The sequence below is a fragment of the Kitasatospora sp. NPDC088548 genome, from assembly GCF_044753005.1.
Taxonomy (GTDB): Bacteria; Actinomycetota; Actinomycetes; order Streptomycetales; family Streptomycetaceae; genus Kitasatospora.
This window is the reverse complement of record NZ_JBIVMI010000031.1, coordinates 70,011-86,051: the sequence shown is the minus strand read 5'-3', so window position 1 is coordinate 86,051 and position 16,041 is coordinate 70,011. Positions and strand designations below refer to the sequence as shown.

Genomic DNA, 16,041 nt, shown 5'->3' with positions numbered 1-16,041 from the left:
CTCCCTCTCCCACCCCTCTGGCCACACCGAGCGCGGCACCGAGCAGCGCCGCCGATGCCGTCCCAAGGGGTACGAAAGAATGGGCCCATGGCTACGGAGCTCGGGGATGCATACGCAAGCTGGCACGGGGCGCTCAAGATCCTGACTCGCGGCGCGCCGGAGCTCGAGGAGTGGCAGGACCAGCGCTACAGGTTCGCCCATCGCATCGGCGAGTTGCTCGTCACCGAAACGTCAGGACAGCCGGCCATAACCGGACCTGTCCTCTACGGCGTGTACCTGGCGGGAACGGGGCCAACCTACGTGGGCCAGACCGAGCAGGGCGACCGCCGCCTGCGCGATCTCCCCGTGGGTGAGAGCCACCATCTTGCGAACACCGTCCCTCCCGAGATCTGGGAACGTGTGATCGTCGTGCAGTGGCCGAACCTGCTCGGCCAACTGCCACCCAGAGAACAGGAACAGGCGGAAGAGCTCGGTCCCAGGGTCTGCGGTCTGGTACTCGAACACCAGACACAGCTTCTGATGCGTCCACCTCTCAACAGCCGGCGGCGGCAACGGGACGGCCAGTGGAGACACAGAGAACTGGCAGCAAGCCGCTCCCTCGGCGCGATACACGCCGACCGCCTGCCGACTCTCCACGAACGCACCCGAGCTGCATGGGACGAGCTGGCCGCCATCAACCACTCGGACAGCGCCTCAGGCCTCGCCGTGTCGCCGTTCGGCCGCGTGGTCTTTCCGGCGGCCATGGTGACCCCCGCCGGTGAGCGGTAGAGGCCTGGCAGCGTTCGGCTCCGTCTCCGACAAGAAGGCGGGACAACCGCAACCGCATCCGGTCAAGGGAAGCTCCCGGGGTGCCGCCCCGATCACCCTCCGCCATCCTGCCGCGCTGCGGGCCGGGAACCTTTCCCGAAAGAAATGCCATTCGATTTCACAGGGACCATCACGCGAAGTCATGGGCCGAAGCAGACCTCACTCCCACGACAGTGGGCGCACTTACACGCATCCGCTCGCCGAAACGGTCGGCTCACGCAGGTGGCACGGCAGCCCTGATTGGTCCAGACAACATGAAAGCCCTAGGTCGTTGACCTGGGGCTTTCGGTATGGAGCGGGCGACGAGAATCGAACTCGCGCTATAAGCTTGGGAATCTTTGGTCCTTCGACTCAAAAAATGCCCCTGACCTGCACTGTTGCTCACACACTCAACCCTTCAAACGCCCGGCGCAGACCCCTGCCGACCGCCGTTTACCACCCCTTCTGGCACGGATCTGGCACAGCTCCAAGGCATGCGTCACGCCGGGCCCCCGACTTGGCGGCGCACTCGCAAGCCTTCCGCACTTGGAGCGTCAGCAGCCTCCGGTCTCGGTTCAGCCAAGCGCGGCAACCGTCTGCTGTGCCAACGCCGCGATGGCAACCAGCCCGGGTACGCCACCGCAGTGCTGGTACACCGAGTTCATGAGGACGCGGAGTCCGACAGGGTCTTCTCCGGCTCGGTGAAGGCGTTGCTCCACCGCCGAGATCTCTTCGAGGCAGGCTTGCGGCTGTGCCAGCTGCACGGAGTGCTGTTCCACAGCTTCGCGCAGCTGCTGCAGTTGCCGCCGTGCTTCTTCGAGTGCCTCGTCGGCGGTGCCGGCCACGTGCTGGCTCTGGGTGGTGTTCTGGGCGCCTGGCGCGTTCTGGATGTTGCCCGTGATGTTCCCCCCGGCGCTGACGCCGCCGTGGGCGGGGGGCGGGTTCGAGCGGGGCTCGCGGCGGAAGGGCATCATGCCTCCTGGCTCTGGGAGGTGCCTGAGGCACCAGGTGCGTTTTGGATGTTGCCGGTGATGTCGCCGCCGGCCATGACGCCGAAGTTGTAGATGGCCGTGGCCTGCGCTTGGTAGGACCGGGTATCGATCTGATGGTTTCCGAGGAACGCCTCGACCGTGTCGAAGACCCTGCGCTGCATCATCTGCACGTAGCGGCGAGCGTCCTCGTACATGTGCATCTCGTCGATGTACCGCGTTGAGTATGTCTCGCGAAGGCTCACTGGGCCGCCCTGATCCAGCGCCGGCTTCGGCGGCGCGACACGCGCGGAGATGAGGCGGTTTGCTGCGGTGAACAGGTCGCCCAGGGCTTGGAGCCAGGCGGTCCGCTGCCACCGCCACGACAGCGGAGGGAGCGGGCTCGCCGAGGCCGCGAGTGTGCTGTTGAGCGGGGCCATGAGATGCGGGCGGACGGTGACCCTGAGGAAACCGCTCTCATAGGCGAAGTTGACCAGGATCGAGGCAGCCATCTCACCGCCCCACGAGACAATGCGTGTCCAGAGATAGCGGCGAGCGACATACGGTCCAGGCCCGCCGTCGGGGCGTCCGGCGGCGAGGGACTCCATGCTCTGCCAGGTCGGGTCGTCGAGTGCACCCCACCGGTTGGAGGAGACGGCGGCGACGCCCAGCACCTCGATGTTGGCGAACGGGTGCCCAGGTGCGTGCGACGGAGCAGGGTCGATGAGGCGACCAGCCACGAAATCGTGTAGCTCCTCCACCGTGAAGTTCCTGAAGGCGGTGGCAGTGCCCTGCTGGCCCGATTCGGCCAGCTTCTCCATCTGCACCGGGATGCGAGTCGTCTCGGTTCCCTCGTCTTGCTCAGGCTGCTCCGGTGGACGTTTCGGCGCCGGCTCGACATCGATACCGATCGACGCGGTGGACCAGATCAAGCGGCCAGCCCCGATGAAGTGCTCCTTCGGAACACTCTTGCCCCGCCACTCCCGGTTGTAGGGCAAGGCCCAGGACTGGAGTCGTCTCCCCATGAAGTGAGTCGCTCCGGCGGGCCGTGGGCTGCGGCCGGCCATGAACTCCGAAGGCCGCATCCGGTAGAGCAGTTGTTGGGCAGCGAGTCGGTCGAGGTAGAAGGCCAGCCACATGCCAGCGACGGCAAGCCCAATGGCCCACTCCACTGACACCAAGCGCAGCAGGCCGACGGCGATACCTGGGGTCGCCAGAAGCGCGATCACGGGCCGTCTCAAGTAGCGGAGGCGCTGTGCGCGAAGACAATGGCCGAGCACCAGGGCCTCGTCGCATCCGAAGGACGGCAGGGGACGGCCGCTCACAACACGTCGACGGACCCAGCTGACGTAGTCCTCGCCGACCAGTACTTTCGGCTCTCCCTGCTCCTCGCCGCTGACCGAGGACGCTCCGCCTGAGCCGCCCTTCCCTCGTCCTCCACTGATCTTCGCGACCAGGCGAGCAGCGAGACCGGTCAGGTGGTCAGGTCGCGCATACGCAATCGCCGAGAGCCTACGCGTCACCTCCGAGAGTCCCGGAGCAAACGTGTGCGTGGCTGCCGACCCGACTGGGACACCTGGTCCGTCGCTCAGATCGTCAGCGCCGTCCCCTGCCCCTGCCCCGCGGAATCGCCTGGCGGAAGCGGTTGTTGCCGCCCATCCCCCCGACGCCATCCGGTCACCCCCCGAAGCCAGATGATCACAGAAAATATCGCGGGACGACCGTACCAAGCAGTGGTAGATCGTAGCCGCCGAACGAGTAAACAGTCCGCTCTCGTGCTGTTGCAGCGGCTGATCAATCGGTAGATGTCCCGCGACTCGGCGGTACAGGCCGATAGGCCGTCATACCTTCTGCCCATGGAGGAGCGAAGCAGGGTCAGTAACGAGGTGCGTGGCAACCAGATCGATGGCTCCGTGGTTCAAGTGGGAGTCGTCCAAGGCGGCGTACGGGTGGAATCCCCCGTGCGCGTTGTGACCAAAGTGATCAGAGAGGTGAGATCGCTGAACGCGTTCTCACTGCTCTACCGGACCGTGGCATCGCTTGCTGCGTGCGCCGCCGCGTACGGGATGGAGCATGGCGGAACTCCGCTCGCGGGGCTGACCGCTGCATGCGATGCCCTTGGGATCCCGTCGACGTGGACACTGCCCGTTGAAGGGTGGATTGCTGCACGTTCGACCGTAATCAGCGGTGTTGCCGCAATCATGGTCACCGTCGGATTGCTCACCATGCCTCGGCCACGCAAGACCGATTTCGACGTCGGCGAATGCCTGGAATGGCGCGGAGCACCAACCACAGTGCTGGCTACCTCGATCGTGATGCAGTGCGGTTGGACGTGGGCGGTGACCATCCAGCTCGTCCCGATTGTCGCGTTCTGGGTGTGGGTTGCTGGCAAGGGCCAGCACAATGCCTACGACAGGTGGGACAACGTGATGATTGGAGTGGCCGCTCTCTTCCTGGCCTTCCTGTTTGTCCCGCTCTACCTGTGTGTTTGGCTCTTTGCCTCGGACAAGCGGCGCGCGGCATAGGCCGGTGATGAGGCCAGCTTCCTTGAGACGGGCTGATCGCTGATGCTGTGCCGACCGCGCTCAACTAGTAGATCGCTGACGAACGTCTTGTCCACCATCTCTCAACCTGGTGGGCCTTCGGCCCGCCCAGCGGTGTCCGGGTTCGCTGGTTCCGGCCGACAGTTGCGGGCATCGACTTGTCGGAGGTGGCCGCTAACGTGATCGGTCAGATCGTATGTCTGCGGTCTACTTTCGGGAGAGGAATCAACCATGGCGAACAGCATCGTGCGGGCGGCCTGGGTACCGGACGACGATCCCGAGCGGGACTGGGAACTGGCTGCGGACCTTGCTGTGGCGTGGGTCCGACAGGAGTGCGCCAAGCAGGACGCCTCCGGTGTGCTCGTGGTCAACGCCTTCGGCGTGGAGCAGCAGATCCCGTCGTTGCGCACCTTCGCAGCCGAGCACACCGTCACCACGCCGCGTGCAGCGCGGAACCGTGTGGGTAGCGGCATCGGGCCCGTCCTGGCCTACGTTCCGGACGAGAAGACTCTCAACTTCGCTGCGGGACTTGCTCGCGGATCGTCGCTCGCCGTCGTGGAGAGTATCGGCGGCTTTCCGCTTGGCGGATGGGCCAGTCAGCTGGGTGCGGTTGATCTGACCAGGCCCGATGAGCAGCCAGCAGGGCTCAGCCCCGAGGTGGCGAAGGCCATCGAGCGACTGAACTTCTACAAGAACAACGGCTTCGGCGACCGGTTCGGCAAGGAGCAGGCCCATCGCATCCTGCAGAGCCTGCAGAGCGCAGGGGCGCTGGAACGAGACGTCATCCTGGGTGCGCTGGCAGCCCAGGGTGCCTCCGACCGGGCCTTGCGCAACCTCGGCAAGCTGATCGACGGGCTCACGCACTGAGCACTCGGAGAAGCGCATGGCAGCTCACCCCACACGCGAGTATCGTCCCGCGCCATGGACGAGACGTTCTGGACTGCGGTCAGCGCGATAGTGGCCCTCTTGGCTGTCGGCCTCACAGTGTGGGCGACACGGCAGGCGGCTGCCGCCGCTTCGGCGTCTGCGGCGACGGCTCGGGAGATGGCGCAGATTGAACGGGATCGCTGGCATCGGGACCTCACGCCCGAACTGCGGTTCACCTTGGACGGCTCTACAGGCTCTCCCAGGGCGCTGCGGATCGAGTTGGTGGGGCCGGTCGGTCTTGACCGGCTCGACCGGATCACCTTGTCCGTGCGGGACGAGGCCGGCATTGACCACGCGGCGCTCGCTGCAGATCCTGATCTCCGGCCCCAGGAGCTAGCTCGGATGATCTGGGGGCCCTATCGTTTCCGGCCGGATGTCAACGGCGTCCTGGAGCCGGGCCGGGAAGCCGTGCTCGTTGGTCTGGAGCGCGGTGAGCAGCTGATCCGCCTCATGGAGTACACGCCGGCTCCGAGCTGGTTCGAGAGCGACCCGTTGGGCTGGCAGACCCGCAACGCAACTCAGCCTGTGCGTCTGAGAGCGGAGTGCCACCGCGACGGCCACCGGCCATGGACGGTGGTGACCGAGCTTCCCTCCCAGGCGAGTGTCGGGTGACCACGACGGTCACCGGTTCCTCAGCCGGCAACAACTGATAGTGCCCTTGGTCGAGGCTCTCAGAGGCGCTACCGGACGATGAGGCCCAGCTAGTGACTCAATGGGACTTGTCGTCCCAACCGCGACTGCGTCGTCTGGAACCTCCTGGACCGACCGCTTCGATCCCTCGGCTCGACTAGCCTGCTTGGGGTGACGGACGCGACTTTCAGCGCTCTGAGTGGCACTCGGTGCAACGAGATCGCAGAGGATCTGGCAGTTCTCCGCAAGGCTTTCGGGCTGAGTGAGGTTCGGGGATGCCGCTTCCTGTCGGACGGCCTGATGAACGGGAACTGGCGGCTGGACACGGCCCAGGGCTCGTTCGCGTTGAAGCGGATCATGGATGTGCCGCTGTCGCTGGCTCGCCGGAACCTGGCTGTGCTGGCGGAGCTGGCCGACGACGGCCTGCCGGTGGGCAGGGCGAGAGTCTCCTCGGCCGGGGATGCGGTGGTCGAGGTCGCCGACCGCGGGTACTGCCTGATCCCGTGGATGGAGGGGAGCCACCAGCCGGGTACGGCGCTCTCGATCGGGCAGGCCGGTGACCTCGGCGTTCTCCTCGGTCGGATCCACCGGAGCTTGAACGGTGAGCGGCTGGCCGGCCTACTGCCGCCGGGTCCGGAGCGGGTGACCGTCTCGGTGATCACACCCGCTGCGGCGCGCGGGGAGGCTGATCGGTTCCTGGCGTTGATCGCAGGCTTGGAGAACCGGACGGCGTTCGACGCCGAGGCAGCCTCGGCGTTGGCTGAGCGCAAGGTGCTGCTGGAGAAGTACGGGCACGAACGCCCGGCCGGCGAGGTGACGGTCGGCCCGGTGGGGTGGACGCACGGTGACGTGCAGCACCGGAACGTGCTGTGGCGGGACGGCGAGATCGCTGGAGTGATCGACTGGGACCGGATTCGGGTCCGGCCGTTCGGTGAGGAGGTCGCCCGCACCGCCACGGTGCAGTTCGGCGGTGAGGACGGCTTCCTCGACCTGGAGCGGACCTCCGCGTTCGTGGCCGGCTACCGGTCGGTGGTGTCACTCCCGGTGTCGGCCCTGGCGGACGCGGCCGAGCGGCTGTGGTGGAAGCGCATGTCGGACTACTGGCAGCTGGTCTTCCACTACGACCGCGACGACCACTCCTGCGACCACCTGTTCCTGCCCACCGAGCGCTTCCTGGCCTGGTGGACGGAGCGGCGCGAGGACGTGCAGGAGGCGTTCGAGGCCATGCCCTGAGTGGCACCCGGTCGCTACGCGCTGGCCGGTCACGGGCAGCGCGTAGGCAAGCCCAACGGGTTCCCGGAGGCCCTCCGGCTCTATCGGAGCGAGACTGTTCGTTGTGATCTTGCGCAGCGTTCACGGCCGTTCGGCTGGCTCCGGGGGAGGCATCTCGATACGGCGATTCACCGATGGCGATTCGGCCGAGGAGCTCACTCTGCTCCTGCACCATGCGTATGCCGCCCATGCAGCGGCTGGCAGGGTCTTCTTCGCGTCGTACCAGTCCGTGCAGGACACGGCCACCCGGGTGGGGAGGGGTGAGTGCTGGCTCGCCTTCCGGGGTGCTGAGCTGGTCGGGTCGGTGACGGTGACGGCACCGTACACGGTGCCCGTGGGGTATCCGGCACCAGCCGATGCGGGCTCGTTCTGGCAGCTCGCGGTGGATCCCGTGTGCCAGGGGACAGGCCTCGGGCACCGGCTGCTGACCGTGGCGGAGGACCGCATCGTCGCTCTCGGGGCCGCAGAAGCGGTCATCGACACGTCGGCCGAGGCCACTGAGCTGGTTGCTTGGTACCGCCGGCAGGGGTACGTCCCCGCGGGGACGTGGCGGTGGGATGTGACCAACTACGAAAGCGTGGTCCTGCTGAAAGACCTTGCCGCAGCTGGCCGAGAACGGTGAGAACGTGCGGTCGGCACCTTCCCAGTTGGGAGGCGCCGACCGCACGCACCAACTGCCGGCGCTACTGGCCGAGGACTCGGGCAGCGTCCTGGGCGGCGATGGTGAGGGCCTCGTCGAGGGCCTCGGGGCGGCGTCCGCCGGCGCTGGCGACGGGGCCCTTGCCGCCGGCTCCGCCACCGACCGTGCGGGCAGCCAGGATGAGAATCTGGCTGGCGTGGGTGCCGGTGTCGTGGAGGCTGCGGGTGATCGCGGCGGCGAGGAGGGCCTTGCCGTCGTGTTCGGTGCCGAGGATGACGACGGCGTGGTCGTCGCCTAGGAGGTCGGCGGTCTTGGTGGCCAAGGTGCGGAGTTCGTCGGGGCTGAGGTCGGTGACCTTGCCGGTGACGATCCGGCCGCCGGGGATGGTGCGGGCGGAGGCCGCGAGCTGCTGGGCGCGGGTGCGGAGCTCGGCGTCGCGGAGGCGGGCGAGTTCCTGCTGGGCGTTGTTGAGGGCGTCGAGGCGCTTGCGGAGGGCGTCGGGGGCGTCCTGGGGACGGGTGCCGAGGAGGGTGGCGAGTTCTTCGAGGAGGCGGCGTTCGGTGTCGTAGTAGGTGAGGGCGTCGCGGCCGGTGAGGGCTTCGATGCGGCGCAGGTTGGAGCCGATGGAGGCTTCGCCGAGGATACGGACGGGGCCGGCGTTCGAGCCGTGGGGGACGTGGGTGCCGCCACAGAGTTCGCGGGAGAAGTCGCCGATGTCGACGATGCGGACGTGGTCGCCGTACTTCTCGCCGAACAGGGCGGTGGCTCCGGCGGCCTCGGCTTCGGATCGGGTGGCGTGCCAGATGCGGACTTCGGGGTCGTCGAGGAGGTGGTCGTTGACGAGGGTCTCGATGGCGGCGAGCTGGGTGCGGTCGAGGGCGGAGAAGTGGGCGAAGTCGAAGCGCAGGCGGCCTGCGTCGACGAGGGAGCCGTGCTGGCGGGCGTGGTCGCCGAGGGTGCGGCGGAGCATGGCGTGCAGGACGTGGGTGGCGGAGTGGGAGCGGGCGACGGCGTCACGGCGCGGGCCGTCGACGAGGGCTTCGGCCTGCTCGCCGGTGCGGATCTCGCCTTCGGTCACGCGGACGGTGTGGACGTGGAAGCCCTCCAGGCCGAGTTTGGTGTCCAGGACTTCCAGGAGCGCACCGGAGGACGTGCGGATGGTGCCGGTGTCGCCGACCTGGCCGCCGGACTCGGCGTAGAACGGGCTGCGGTCCAGGACGAGTTCGACGGTGTCACCCTGGTCGGCGCCGGGCACGACGGTGCCGTCGGAGATGAGGCCGAGGACGGTGGCCTCGGTGTCGAGGCAGTCGTAGCCGGTGAAGTCGGTGCGACCGTGGCGCGAGGACAGTTCGCGGTAGGCGTCCTGGCGGCGCAGGGCCTCGGCGGTCTTGGCCTTGCCGCCGGCCTTGGCGCGCTTCTGCTGCTCGGCGAGCAGGGCGGTGAAGCGGTCCTCGTCGACGCTCAACCCGGCGTCGCGGGCGGCCTCGATGGTCAGCTCGACGGGGAAGCCGTAGGTGTCGTGCAGTTCGAAGGCGGTATCGCCGGTGAGGGTGGTGGAGCGGCCCTCGCGGCTGCGGGTGATGGCGGCGTTGAGCAGCCGGGTGCCCTGGGTGAGGGTGTGGGTGAAGGACTCCTCCTCGGCGGTGACGACCTGCTCGATGAGGGAGGCCTGGCCCACCAGTTCGGGCCAGACGTCGCCGAGGTTGGCGATGACGCTGGCGGTGGCCGGGGCCAGGACGGGCTGGTCGATGCCGAGTAGACGGGCGTGGCGGATCGCGCGGCGCATCAGGCGGCGCAGGACGTAGCCGCGGCCGTCCTTGGCGGGCAGGACGCCGTCCGCGATGAGGTAAGCGATGGAGCGGGCGTGCTCGGCGACGACCTGGAAGGAGACCTTCTCCTCGCTGCCCGAACCACTGCCGGGGTAGTCGCGGCCGGCAAGTTCCTGGACGGTGGTGAGGGTGGGCAGGAGCAGGTCGGTGCCGCAGACGTTCTCGACGTCCTGGAGGATCGCGGCGAGGCGGTCGAGGCCGAGGCCCGTGTCGATGCTCTGCCGGGCGAGGTCGCCGAGGATCGGGAAGCCGCCGTTGTCGTCGTCCTCGCCGCGCAGGGACTGCATGAAGACGAGGTTCCAGATCTCGACGTAGCGTTCGCCGTCGACGGCCGGTCCGCCCTCGCGGCCGAACGTCGGCCCCCGGTCGTAGTTGAGCTCGGAGGAGGGGCCGCAGGGCCCGGGGACGCCCATGTCCCAGAAGTTGTCCGCGCCGAGGCGCTGGATGCGGTCGGCGGGGACGCCGATCCTGCGCCAGAGCTGTTCGGCCTCGCCGTCGTCCTGGTGGACGGTGATCCAGAGGCGGTCCTTCTCCAAGTTGTAGCTCTGGGTGAGGAGTTCCCAGGCGTAGGCGATGGCGTCGGCCTTGAAGTAGTCGCCGAAGGAGAAGTTGCCCATCATCTCGAAGAACGTGGCGTGCCGGTTGGTGCGGCCGACGTTGTCGATGTCGGAGGTACGGGCGCACTTCTGGATGGTGGTGGCGCGGGGGTACTCCGGGGTGACCTCGCCCAGGAAGTAGGGCTTGAACTGGTTCATGCCTGCATTGGCCAGCAGCAGGGTCGGGTCGGACGGGATGAGCGGGCTGGACGGGACGTGGCGGTGGCCGCGTGAGGTGAAGAAGTCCAGGAAGGTGGAGCGGATCTGCGTCGAGCGCATGGCGGTATGGCCCTCACGGAAGAGTCGCGGAGAGGTGGGGTGATCACACGCCGAGCCGGGCCGAGAACGAGGACTGAGTGGTTCTCAGTTCTCCAGCTCGGCGCAGATAGCTCGCGCCCCCACGGTATAGACCATGACTCCGGTATCCGTCGCTCTTAGGTGACGCAGCCGACAGCGACGCAACGGTGCGCTGTGACTGCGCCACCAACAGTAGCGGGTCCGGGGTCAAGATCGCTTGGAGTTGTCCTCCTGTCGGCCGATGCCGACCAGGAGGGGCAGGACGAAGGCGGCGTGGTCGGCTCGGGGCATCACGAGGTGGGCTCCGGCCCGGGTGAGCGCTTCGGGGCCGGCGAAGCCCCAGCCGGCACCGACGGCGGTGACGCCCGCGGCGTGGGCGGCATGGATGTCGGTCTCGGTGTCGCCGACGAAGATGCCCGCTCGCGGGGTGACGTCGAGCCGGTCGAGGGCGAGCAGTACGCCGTCGGGGGCGGGCTTGGGCTGGGCGTCCTCGTAGCAGACGACCGTGTCCAGCTGGTCGAGGATGTCCTGTGGCAGAAGCCAGTTGACCCGTTCGCGGCTTCGCAGGGTGACGACCCCGGTGCCGACTCCGGCCTCGCGGAGCGCGGCGAGGGTCTCGGCGACGTAGGGGAACACCTCGGCGGTGAGGGTGGCGGTGGCGCTCGCCGCCGCCCAGCCGTCCTCGTTGATCGGCCCGTCCAGCCCGAGTTCGGAGAGGACGTACTCGCGCGGGGTGGTCGCGGCGGCGGGCGGGAGGTCCGCGACGGTGACGCGCCTGCCGAGAGCCGAGGTCGCGTAGCCCGCCAGGGTGGCGAGTTGGGCGGCCTGGCTGTCGACGAGAACGCCGTCGAGGTCGAAGAGCACGGCCCGCTTCACGCGGCACCACCCGTCCGGGGTGCTGACAGGTCAGCCTCGGTGAGCAGGGAGTGCAGGGTGACGCGGTGGTCGGCCAGCAGAGCCCGGCCGCCGAGCGGCCGTTCCAGGATGCAAAGAGCGTGGGTGACCGGGCCGCCCACCATCCGCAGGATGCGTGCCATGTGGAGCAGTTGGCTCCCGGAGCGGACCACGTCGTCGACGAGCACGGTGCGGCGGCCGTCGATGGCGATCCCCTCGACCTGGTGGTGCGAGCCGTAGCTCTTCGGCTTGCGGCGCACGAAGACGGCGGGCAGGCCGGTGGCGGCGGACAGCGCCACGACGAGGGGGACACCGCCGAGTTCGATACCGGCGAGCACCTGGGCGTCGTCGGGGACGAGGCCGGCCAGGGCGGCGGCGGTGTCGCGCAGGAGCGCGGGGTCGGAGGCCATCCGGTACTCGTCGAAGTAGGCGTCGAGCTGGGCGCCGTTGGCGAGCGTGAACGGGGCGTCGACGCAGGCGGTTCCGGCGAGCCGGGCAGCGAGTTCAGCCGGCGGGGTGCGGGTGGTCATGCTCCTCCGATCGGGGCGGTATCGAGCGTGGCGAGGTGGGCGCGGAAGGCGTCGGCGGACTCCGCGGTGGCGAGGAAGCCGAGCGGCCGGGTCGGGGTCTCGTACAGCCAGCGCTCCTCGCGCAGGAAGGCGAGCAGACGAAGAGCTGTCGGTCCGGCGACACAGATCGGGACGGGCCGGATGACAGTCGCGTAGTAGAGGGCGGCGGTCAGCTCGTGGAGGGTGCCGACTCCGCCGCCCATGGCGACGATCAGGTCGGCGTGCTCCAGGTAGTGGTTGAGGCGGGCACCGGGGTCGGGCAGGTGGACGGACAGGGTGGTGTGCGGGTTGAACGCGCCCCACTCGTCGTGCTTGCCGATCAGCGTGACGGCGGTGACCGTGACTCCCTGGCCTCCGGCTCCGCGGGCGGCGGCCTCCATCAGCCCGTTGTAGCCGCCGTGCAGGAGCTGGTACCCGGACTGGGCCAAGCTCCGGCCGATCTCCTCGGCCAGCGTCTCCTCCTCGGCGGAGGTGGGGACAACGCCGCCGAAGAAGGCGGCGCTCAGGCCCTCGCGGGCCCGGCCGGCGGCCGGGCCCGCGAGGTGGAGTGCGTTCACACCAGCTCCTGGTAGGTGCGGTAGGCGGCGACAGCGTCGTGCAGGCCGTCGAGCGCCTGCGGGCAGGCCCGCTCTGTCAGGGCGAGCACCCGCTCGATCGCCTCGGTGACGTCGGCCGCCTCCGGGATGGCCGGGCCGCCGATCGCCGCGTCCAGGTCGCCCAGGCAGGCCCGGCCGATCGGGGTGACGGCGATCTCCTCGCGCAGCTGGTACCAGCCCCAGTACCGCGAGGCGGGGGCCAGAGCCGTCTTGATCAGGTCCTTCGTCGCGGTGTGCAGCCGGTGCCACTCGGAGTACGCGACGAACCGCTGGCCGCGCCGGATCCGCTTGTGCAGGAGCACGGCCAGCACCAGGTGCTCGATCAGCAGCTCGGCGCAGGAGCGCGGCCGGGCGGCGAAGGCGGCGACGAAGCTCTCGGCCGCCGCGATGTCCGCCACGTCGACCGGTCCGGGCCGGCGGTCGAGGAGGACTGCGGTGCTGACCATCGCCTGCAGCCGCGGGATCCGGGAGGCCGGTGCGACGTAGAGGTCGATCTGGTGGAGCTTCCCCTCGTCCGGGACGAGGAAGACCATCCCGACGCCACCGAGGTCGGCGACGATCGTGTCGCGCCAGCCGGGCAGCAGGGCGCCGGCCTCGACGGGCATCAGGGTGTCCAGCGCCTCGACGAAGGCCGGGAGTTGGGCGTCGTGGACGCCGACGACGAAGTCGACGTCGGAGAGGCGGTCGGCGGTGCCGTGGGCCAACGACCCGCGGACCATCAGGTGGGTCACCGACGGGGAGGTGGCCAGGATGTCGGCGAGCTTCGACAGCAGCGGCAGCTGTGCGGGCCGGTTGGCCTGGGTGATCGCCGCCAGTTGCAGGGTGGGCATGCGCTTCTTCCTTCCGGGCGTAGGTGCGGGCTGGGATCAGGCGGGGAGGGCGAGCAGCCGGCGCTTGGCGGTCTCCCAGCGCGTCGCGGCCTCCATGTCGCCGAGGGAGGTGTGCAGTTCGGCGATCAGGTCGTACGCCGTGCCCTCCGGCAGGGCGTAGGTGTAGAAGAGCCGCAGCAGCATCCGCTCGGCCGCCTCCGTGTAGCCGAGGGCGGCCATGTTGCGGGCGGCCTCCAGCCGTTCCGCGAGGACCGTCTGGTCGGCCACGGGCAACGGCTCCGCGACGGTCGGGCTCAGCACGGGGCGGCGGGCCAGGCGCTGGTAGGCGTCGTCGGCGTACACGTCGGCGATCAGGTGGATCCGGTCCGGGCCGAGCAGGTTGCACACCCCGTGGGCGTACGTCGGCGTCAGCCGCCAGATCCGCCCGCCGGCCATGTGCACCTTGGTGCCACCGGTGACCAGGAACGCCGAGGTGTTGGTGTGCAGCGGGACGTGCAGCCGGTGCCGCTCGACCTGGTGGAGCTCGTCGTAGTCGCGGTGCTCCCAGAGGAAGGCGTTGCCCTCCAGCCGGGCCAGCCGCACCCACATGAAGTCCAGGCCGAGGTCGGCCAGGAACGCAGCGGTGGCCGGCATCCGCCCCAGCAGATCGGTCGGCCGGGCGGCGCAGTCGCCGATCGTCACGTCGGCGGCGTCGCCGGAGGCGTTCATCAGCGAAGTGGTCCACCAGCCGCCGGACTGGTAGGCGCCGTACTCCGCCTTCCACGGCGCCTGGGCGGTCAGGGCCTCGTGGCGCATCCGCTCCAGATGGGCGGAGTCCACGGCGTCCAGCTGAGCGATCTGCCCGGCCAGAGCGGTCAGGGTGCTGTCCATCGGTTCCCTCCGTTTGCCGGCTCGCGGCATGGCGAGCCGGAATGCACGTGGCGCTGGATGGAGTCGATCGGGCGCCGATCCCAGCGCCCTTGATCTCACGCTTCGCTGTCAGAAATACACGGACAGCGATGTGGCGTTCAGAATGGCGGCGCCAAGTGCGGCACCGATACGACGCGGCCGCCGCCACCGTCCCGCCGTCCTGAGGGGCGGGCCATGTCGGTGCGCGTCATGACTGCCGTCACGGCCACCGTCATCTGGGCAGGGACGGCCTCGAACGGGTTTCCTACCGAGCGACCATGGCTATCGTCAGAGCAGACGAACGGGGACGGAGATGATCCGCAGTGGCTGAAACTCCAACACTCCTACGGGTTTTGACACTTCAGCGGCACTGGCAGGTCTACGAGACCTTCCGCCTCCGGTTCGAGGCGACGGCGAACTCGGCCGCCGAGCAGGAGCGCGACCCCCGACTCCGGGGCCTGTCGGTTTCTAAGCGGCAGTTCGAGCGCTGGTACGGCGGAGCGGTGAAGACCCGCCCCTACCCGGACCAATGCCGGGTGCTGGAGGCCATGTTCGGCGTCGGAGTCGACCAACTCCTCGCACCCGCACCGGTCGGCCCCGCGCACGCCGACACCCCCTCGTACGTCGTCCCGCCACCACGGCCGGTCCCTGCCCTTCTCCCACCCGAGCGGGCAACGGCACTGCCTGTCGGCGGCCCGTCCAACAGCGAACCCCGCTTCGACGCGGGCACAACGGAATTGGAAAGGCAGGTCACGATGGCGGCTCGTCGTGCACTTCGATTCACCGCGATGGCGGAGGGCAGCAGCATCGGCGCGGAGACTCTGGGCCAGATCCACGACGAGGTACGACGGCTGACCGTCGCCTACCCGAAGCTGGCGCTGCCGACCCTGCTCGGCGACCTGGTCGAGGTCCAGGACCTCACCTTCCGACTGCTGGAGCACGGCCGCGTCAAGCCGCTGCAGGCCCGGGAGCTGTACCTGCTCGCCGGGATCACCTCCGGCATGCTCGCCAAGGCCAGCCACGACCTCGGCAACCCGAGCGCCGCGATGATGCAGGCCCGCACGGCCTTCGTCTGCGCCGACAACGCCGACCACCACGCCATGCGCGCCTGGGTCCGGTCGCTTCAGTCGCTCATCTCCTACTGGGCCGGGCGCCCCGGCGAGGCCGCCGAGTACGCGGCACTCGGGCAGAGCGTGGCCGGCGACGTCCACGGGACCACCAGCGTCTGGCTGGCCTGCCTCTCCGCCCGCGCCCACTCCCTCCTCGGCGACGGCGAGGCCACCCGCACGGCCATCCAGCGAGCCGAGGACGCTCGCGCGGCCGTCGAACCCGACGGCCTCGACGCCTTCGGCGGCATCATGACCTTCCCGGTGCCCCGCCAGCTGTACTACGTCGCCGAGGCCACCGTGCAGCTCGGCCAGGATGCCCCACTCGGCGAGAGCCAGTCCGAAGCGGCCGTCGCCGCCTACCGCAGCGCCACCGAGGACGAGTGGGCCTTCGGCGACCAGGCCGGCGCCCAGACCGACCTCGCCCTCGCCCGCATCGCCCGCGGCGAGATCGAAGGCGCCGCCGAGGCCGTCCGTCCGGTTCTCGACCTCCCCGTCGAGCAGCGGAACTTCGGCATCGTGAGCAGCGCCCAACGCGTCCACGCCGCCCTGCGCGGCGACGGCCGCCGCAGCGGCAGCGGCGCGGCGGCCGGTCTGCGCGAGGAGATCGAGGCCTTCACCGCCACCCCGACCTCGGTCCTCCTCCGGTGACCCCGCGGATAGGCTCCGC

15 protein-coding genes are annotated in these 16,041 nt (G+C 69.2%); 7 read left to right on the top strand and 8 right to left on the bottom strand.

Translation table 11 applies throughout. The features are described 5' to 3' along the window. The first annotated feature begins 87 nt into the window (after positions 1 to 87). A complete protein-coding gene (locus tag ACIP82_RS31445) occupies positions 88 to 768 on the top strand; it encodes a hypothetical protein (protein WP_363603864.1) in 681 nt (226 codons plus the stop codon). 593 nt (positions 769 to 1,361) lie between these two features. Here ACIP82_RS31445 and ACIP82_RS31440 read toward each other — a convergent pair. After that, positions 1,362 to 1,760 carry a hypothetical protein gene (locus ACIP82_RS31440; protein WP_400658366.1) on the bottom strand — a complete coding sequence of 133 codons (399 nt, stop codon included), beginning with the start codon at positions 1,758 to 1,760 and terminating at the stop codon, positions 1,362 to 1,364. Beyond that, positions 1,757 to 2,983 (bottom strand): hypothetical protein, encoded by a 1,227-nt coding sequence (locus tag ACIP82_RS31435; protein WP_400658364.1) that lies wholly within the window; start codon positions 2,981 to 2,983, stop codon positions 1,757 to 1,759. The genes ACIP82_RS31440 and ACIP82_RS31435 overlap by 4 nt, the downstream gene beginning before the upstream one ends. Positions 2,984 to 3,610: 627 nt before the next feature. On the opposite strand from ACIP82_RS31435, the gene ACIP82_RS31430 reads away from it, so the two are divergent. From ACIP82_RS31430 to ACIP82_RS31410, 5 genes are all read left to right on the top strand, one after another. After that, positions 3,611 to 4,279 carry a hypothetical protein gene (locus ACIP82_RS31430; protein ID WP_400658362.1) on the top strand — a complete coding sequence of 223 codons (669 nt, stop codon included), beginning with the start codon at positions 3,611 to 3,613 and terminating at the stop codon, positions 4,277 to 4,279. 249 nt (positions 4,280 to 4,528) lie between these two features. Further along, on the top strand, positions 4,529 to 5,164 hold the full coding sequence (locus ACIP82_RS31425; RefSeq protein WP_400658360.1) for a hypothetical protein: 636 nt from the start codon (positions 4,529 to 4,531) through the stop codon (positions 5,162 to 5,164). 54 nt (positions 5,165 to 5,218) lie between these two features. Then, the gene (locus ACIP82_RS31420) at positions 5,219 to 5,836 is read left to right on the top strand and encodes a hypothetical protein (protein ID WP_400658358.1); all 618 of its coding nucleotides are present in this window, start codon (positions 5,219 to 5,221) and stop codon (positions 5,834 to 5,836) included. Positions 5,837 to 6,025: 189 nt separating this feature from the next. Then, complete coding sequence (locus ACIP82_RS31415) at positions 6,026 to 7,087, top strand: phosphotransferase (RefSeq protein WP_400658356.1); 1,062 nt, start codon at positions 6,026 to 6,028, stop codon at positions 7,085 to 7,087. A gap of 103 nt (positions 7,088 to 7,190) precedes the next feature. Continuing rightward, positions 7,191 to 7,748 (top strand): GNAT family N-acetyltransferase, encoded by a 558-nt coding sequence (locus ACIP82_RS31410; RefSeq protein WP_400658354.1) that lies wholly within the window; start codon positions 7,191 to 7,193, stop codon positions 7,746 to 7,748. Positions 7,749 to 7,809: 61 nt separating this feature from the next. On the opposite strand, the gene alaS is transcribed toward ACIP82_RS31410, so the two are convergent. The 6 genes from alaS to ACIP82_RS31380 form a co-directional block, all read right to left on the bottom strand. Beyond that, positions 7,810 to 10,470: an alanine--tRNA ligase gene (alaS, locus tag ACIP82_RS31405; protein WP_400658352.1), complete on the bottom strand. Its 2,661-nt coding sequence runs from the start codon at positions 10,468 to 10,470 to the stop codon at positions 7,810 to 7,812. A gap of 225 nt (positions 10,471 to 10,695) precedes the next feature. Further along, the gene (locus ACIP82_RS31400; protein WP_400658350.1) at positions 10,696 to 11,364 is read right to left on the bottom strand and encodes an HAD family hydrolase; all 669 of its coding nucleotides are present in this window, start codon (positions 11,362 to 11,364) and stop codon (positions 10,696 to 10,698) included. Next, positions 11,361 to 11,912, bottom strand: coding sequence for an orotate phosphoribosyltransferase (locus tag ACIP82_RS31395; protein WP_400658348.1), 552 nt, complete (start codon positions 11,910 to 11,912; stop codon positions 11,361 to 11,363). The genes ACIP82_RS31400 and ACIP82_RS31395 overlap by 4 nt, the downstream gene beginning before the upstream one ends. Beyond that, positions 11,909 to 12,508: an LOG family protein gene (locus ACIP82_RS31390; RefSeq protein WP_400658346.1), complete on the bottom strand. Its 600-nt coding sequence runs from the start codon at positions 12,506 to 12,508 to the stop codon at positions 11,909 to 11,911. Before ACIP82_RS31390 ends, ACIP82_RS31395 begins: the two co-directional genes overlap by 4 nt. Further along, complete coding sequence (locus ACIP82_RS31385) at positions 12,505 to 13,377, bottom strand: hypothetical protein (RefSeq protein ID WP_400658344.1); 873 nt, start codon at positions 13,375 to 13,377, stop codon at positions 12,505 to 12,507. Before ACIP82_RS31385 ends, ACIP82_RS31390 begins: the two co-directional genes overlap by 4 nt. 36 nt (positions 13,378 to 13,413) lie before the next feature. Continuing rightward, on the bottom strand, positions 13,414 to 14,247 hold the full coding sequence (locus ACIP82_RS31380; RefSeq protein WP_400658342.1) for an aspartyl/asparaginyl beta-hydroxylase domain-containing protein: 834 nt from the start codon (positions 14,245 to 14,247) through the stop codon (positions 13,414 to 13,416). Between the two features lie 371 nt (positions 14,248 to 14,618). On the opposite strand from ACIP82_RS31380, the gene ACIP82_RS31375 reads away from it, so the two are divergent. After that, positions 14,619 to 16,022 carry a hypothetical protein gene (locus tag ACIP82_RS31375; protein ID WP_400658340.1) on the top strand — a complete coding sequence of 468 codons (1,404 nt, stop codon included), beginning with the start codon at positions 14,619 to 14,621 and terminating at the stop codon, positions 16,020 to 16,022. The last annotated feature ends 19 nt before the right edge of the window (positions 16,023 to 16,041 follow it).

What these genes read in the sequence shown, in the direction of transcription:
- alaS (WP_400658352.1), bottom strand. Translation starts at nt 10,470, where the DNA reads ATGCGCTCGACGCAGATCCGCTCCACCTTCCTGGACTTCTTCACCTCA.
- ACIP82_RS31420 (WP_400658358.1), top strand. Translation starts at nt 5,219, where the DNA reads ATGGACGAGACGTTCTGGACTGCGGTCAGCGCGATAGTGGCCCTCTTG.
- ACIP82_RS31440 (WP_400658366.1), bottom strand. Translation starts at nt 1,760, where the DNA reads ATGATGCCCTTCCGCCGCGAGCCCCGCTCGAACCCGCCCCCCGCCCAC.
- ACIP82_RS31430 (WP_400658362.1), top strand. Translation starts at nt 3,611, where the DNA reads ATGGAGGAGCGAAGCAGGGTCAGTAACGAGGTGCGTGGCAACCAGATC.
- ACIP82_RS31395 (WP_400658348.1), bottom strand. Translation starts at nt 11,912, where the DNA reads ATGACCACCCGCACCCCGCCGGCTGAACTCGCTGCCCGGCTCGCCGGA.
- ACIP82_RS31385 (WP_400658344.1), bottom strand. Translation starts at nt 13,377, where the DNA reads ATGCCCACCCTGCAACTGGCGGCGATCACCCAGGCCAACCGGCCCGCA.
- ACIP82_RS31425 (WP_400658360.1), top strand. Translation starts at nt 4,529, where the DNA reads ATGGCGAACAGCATCGTGCGGGCGGCCTGGGTACCGGACGACGATCCC.
- ACIP82_RS31380 (WP_400658342.1), bottom strand. Translation starts at nt 14,247, where the DNA reads ATGGACAGCACCCTGACCGCTCTGGCCGGGCAGATCGCTCAGCTGGAC.
- ACIP82_RS31445 (WP_363603864.1), top strand. Translation starts at nt 88, where the DNA reads ATGGCTACGGAGCTCGGGGATGCATACGCAAGCTGGCACGGGGCGCTC.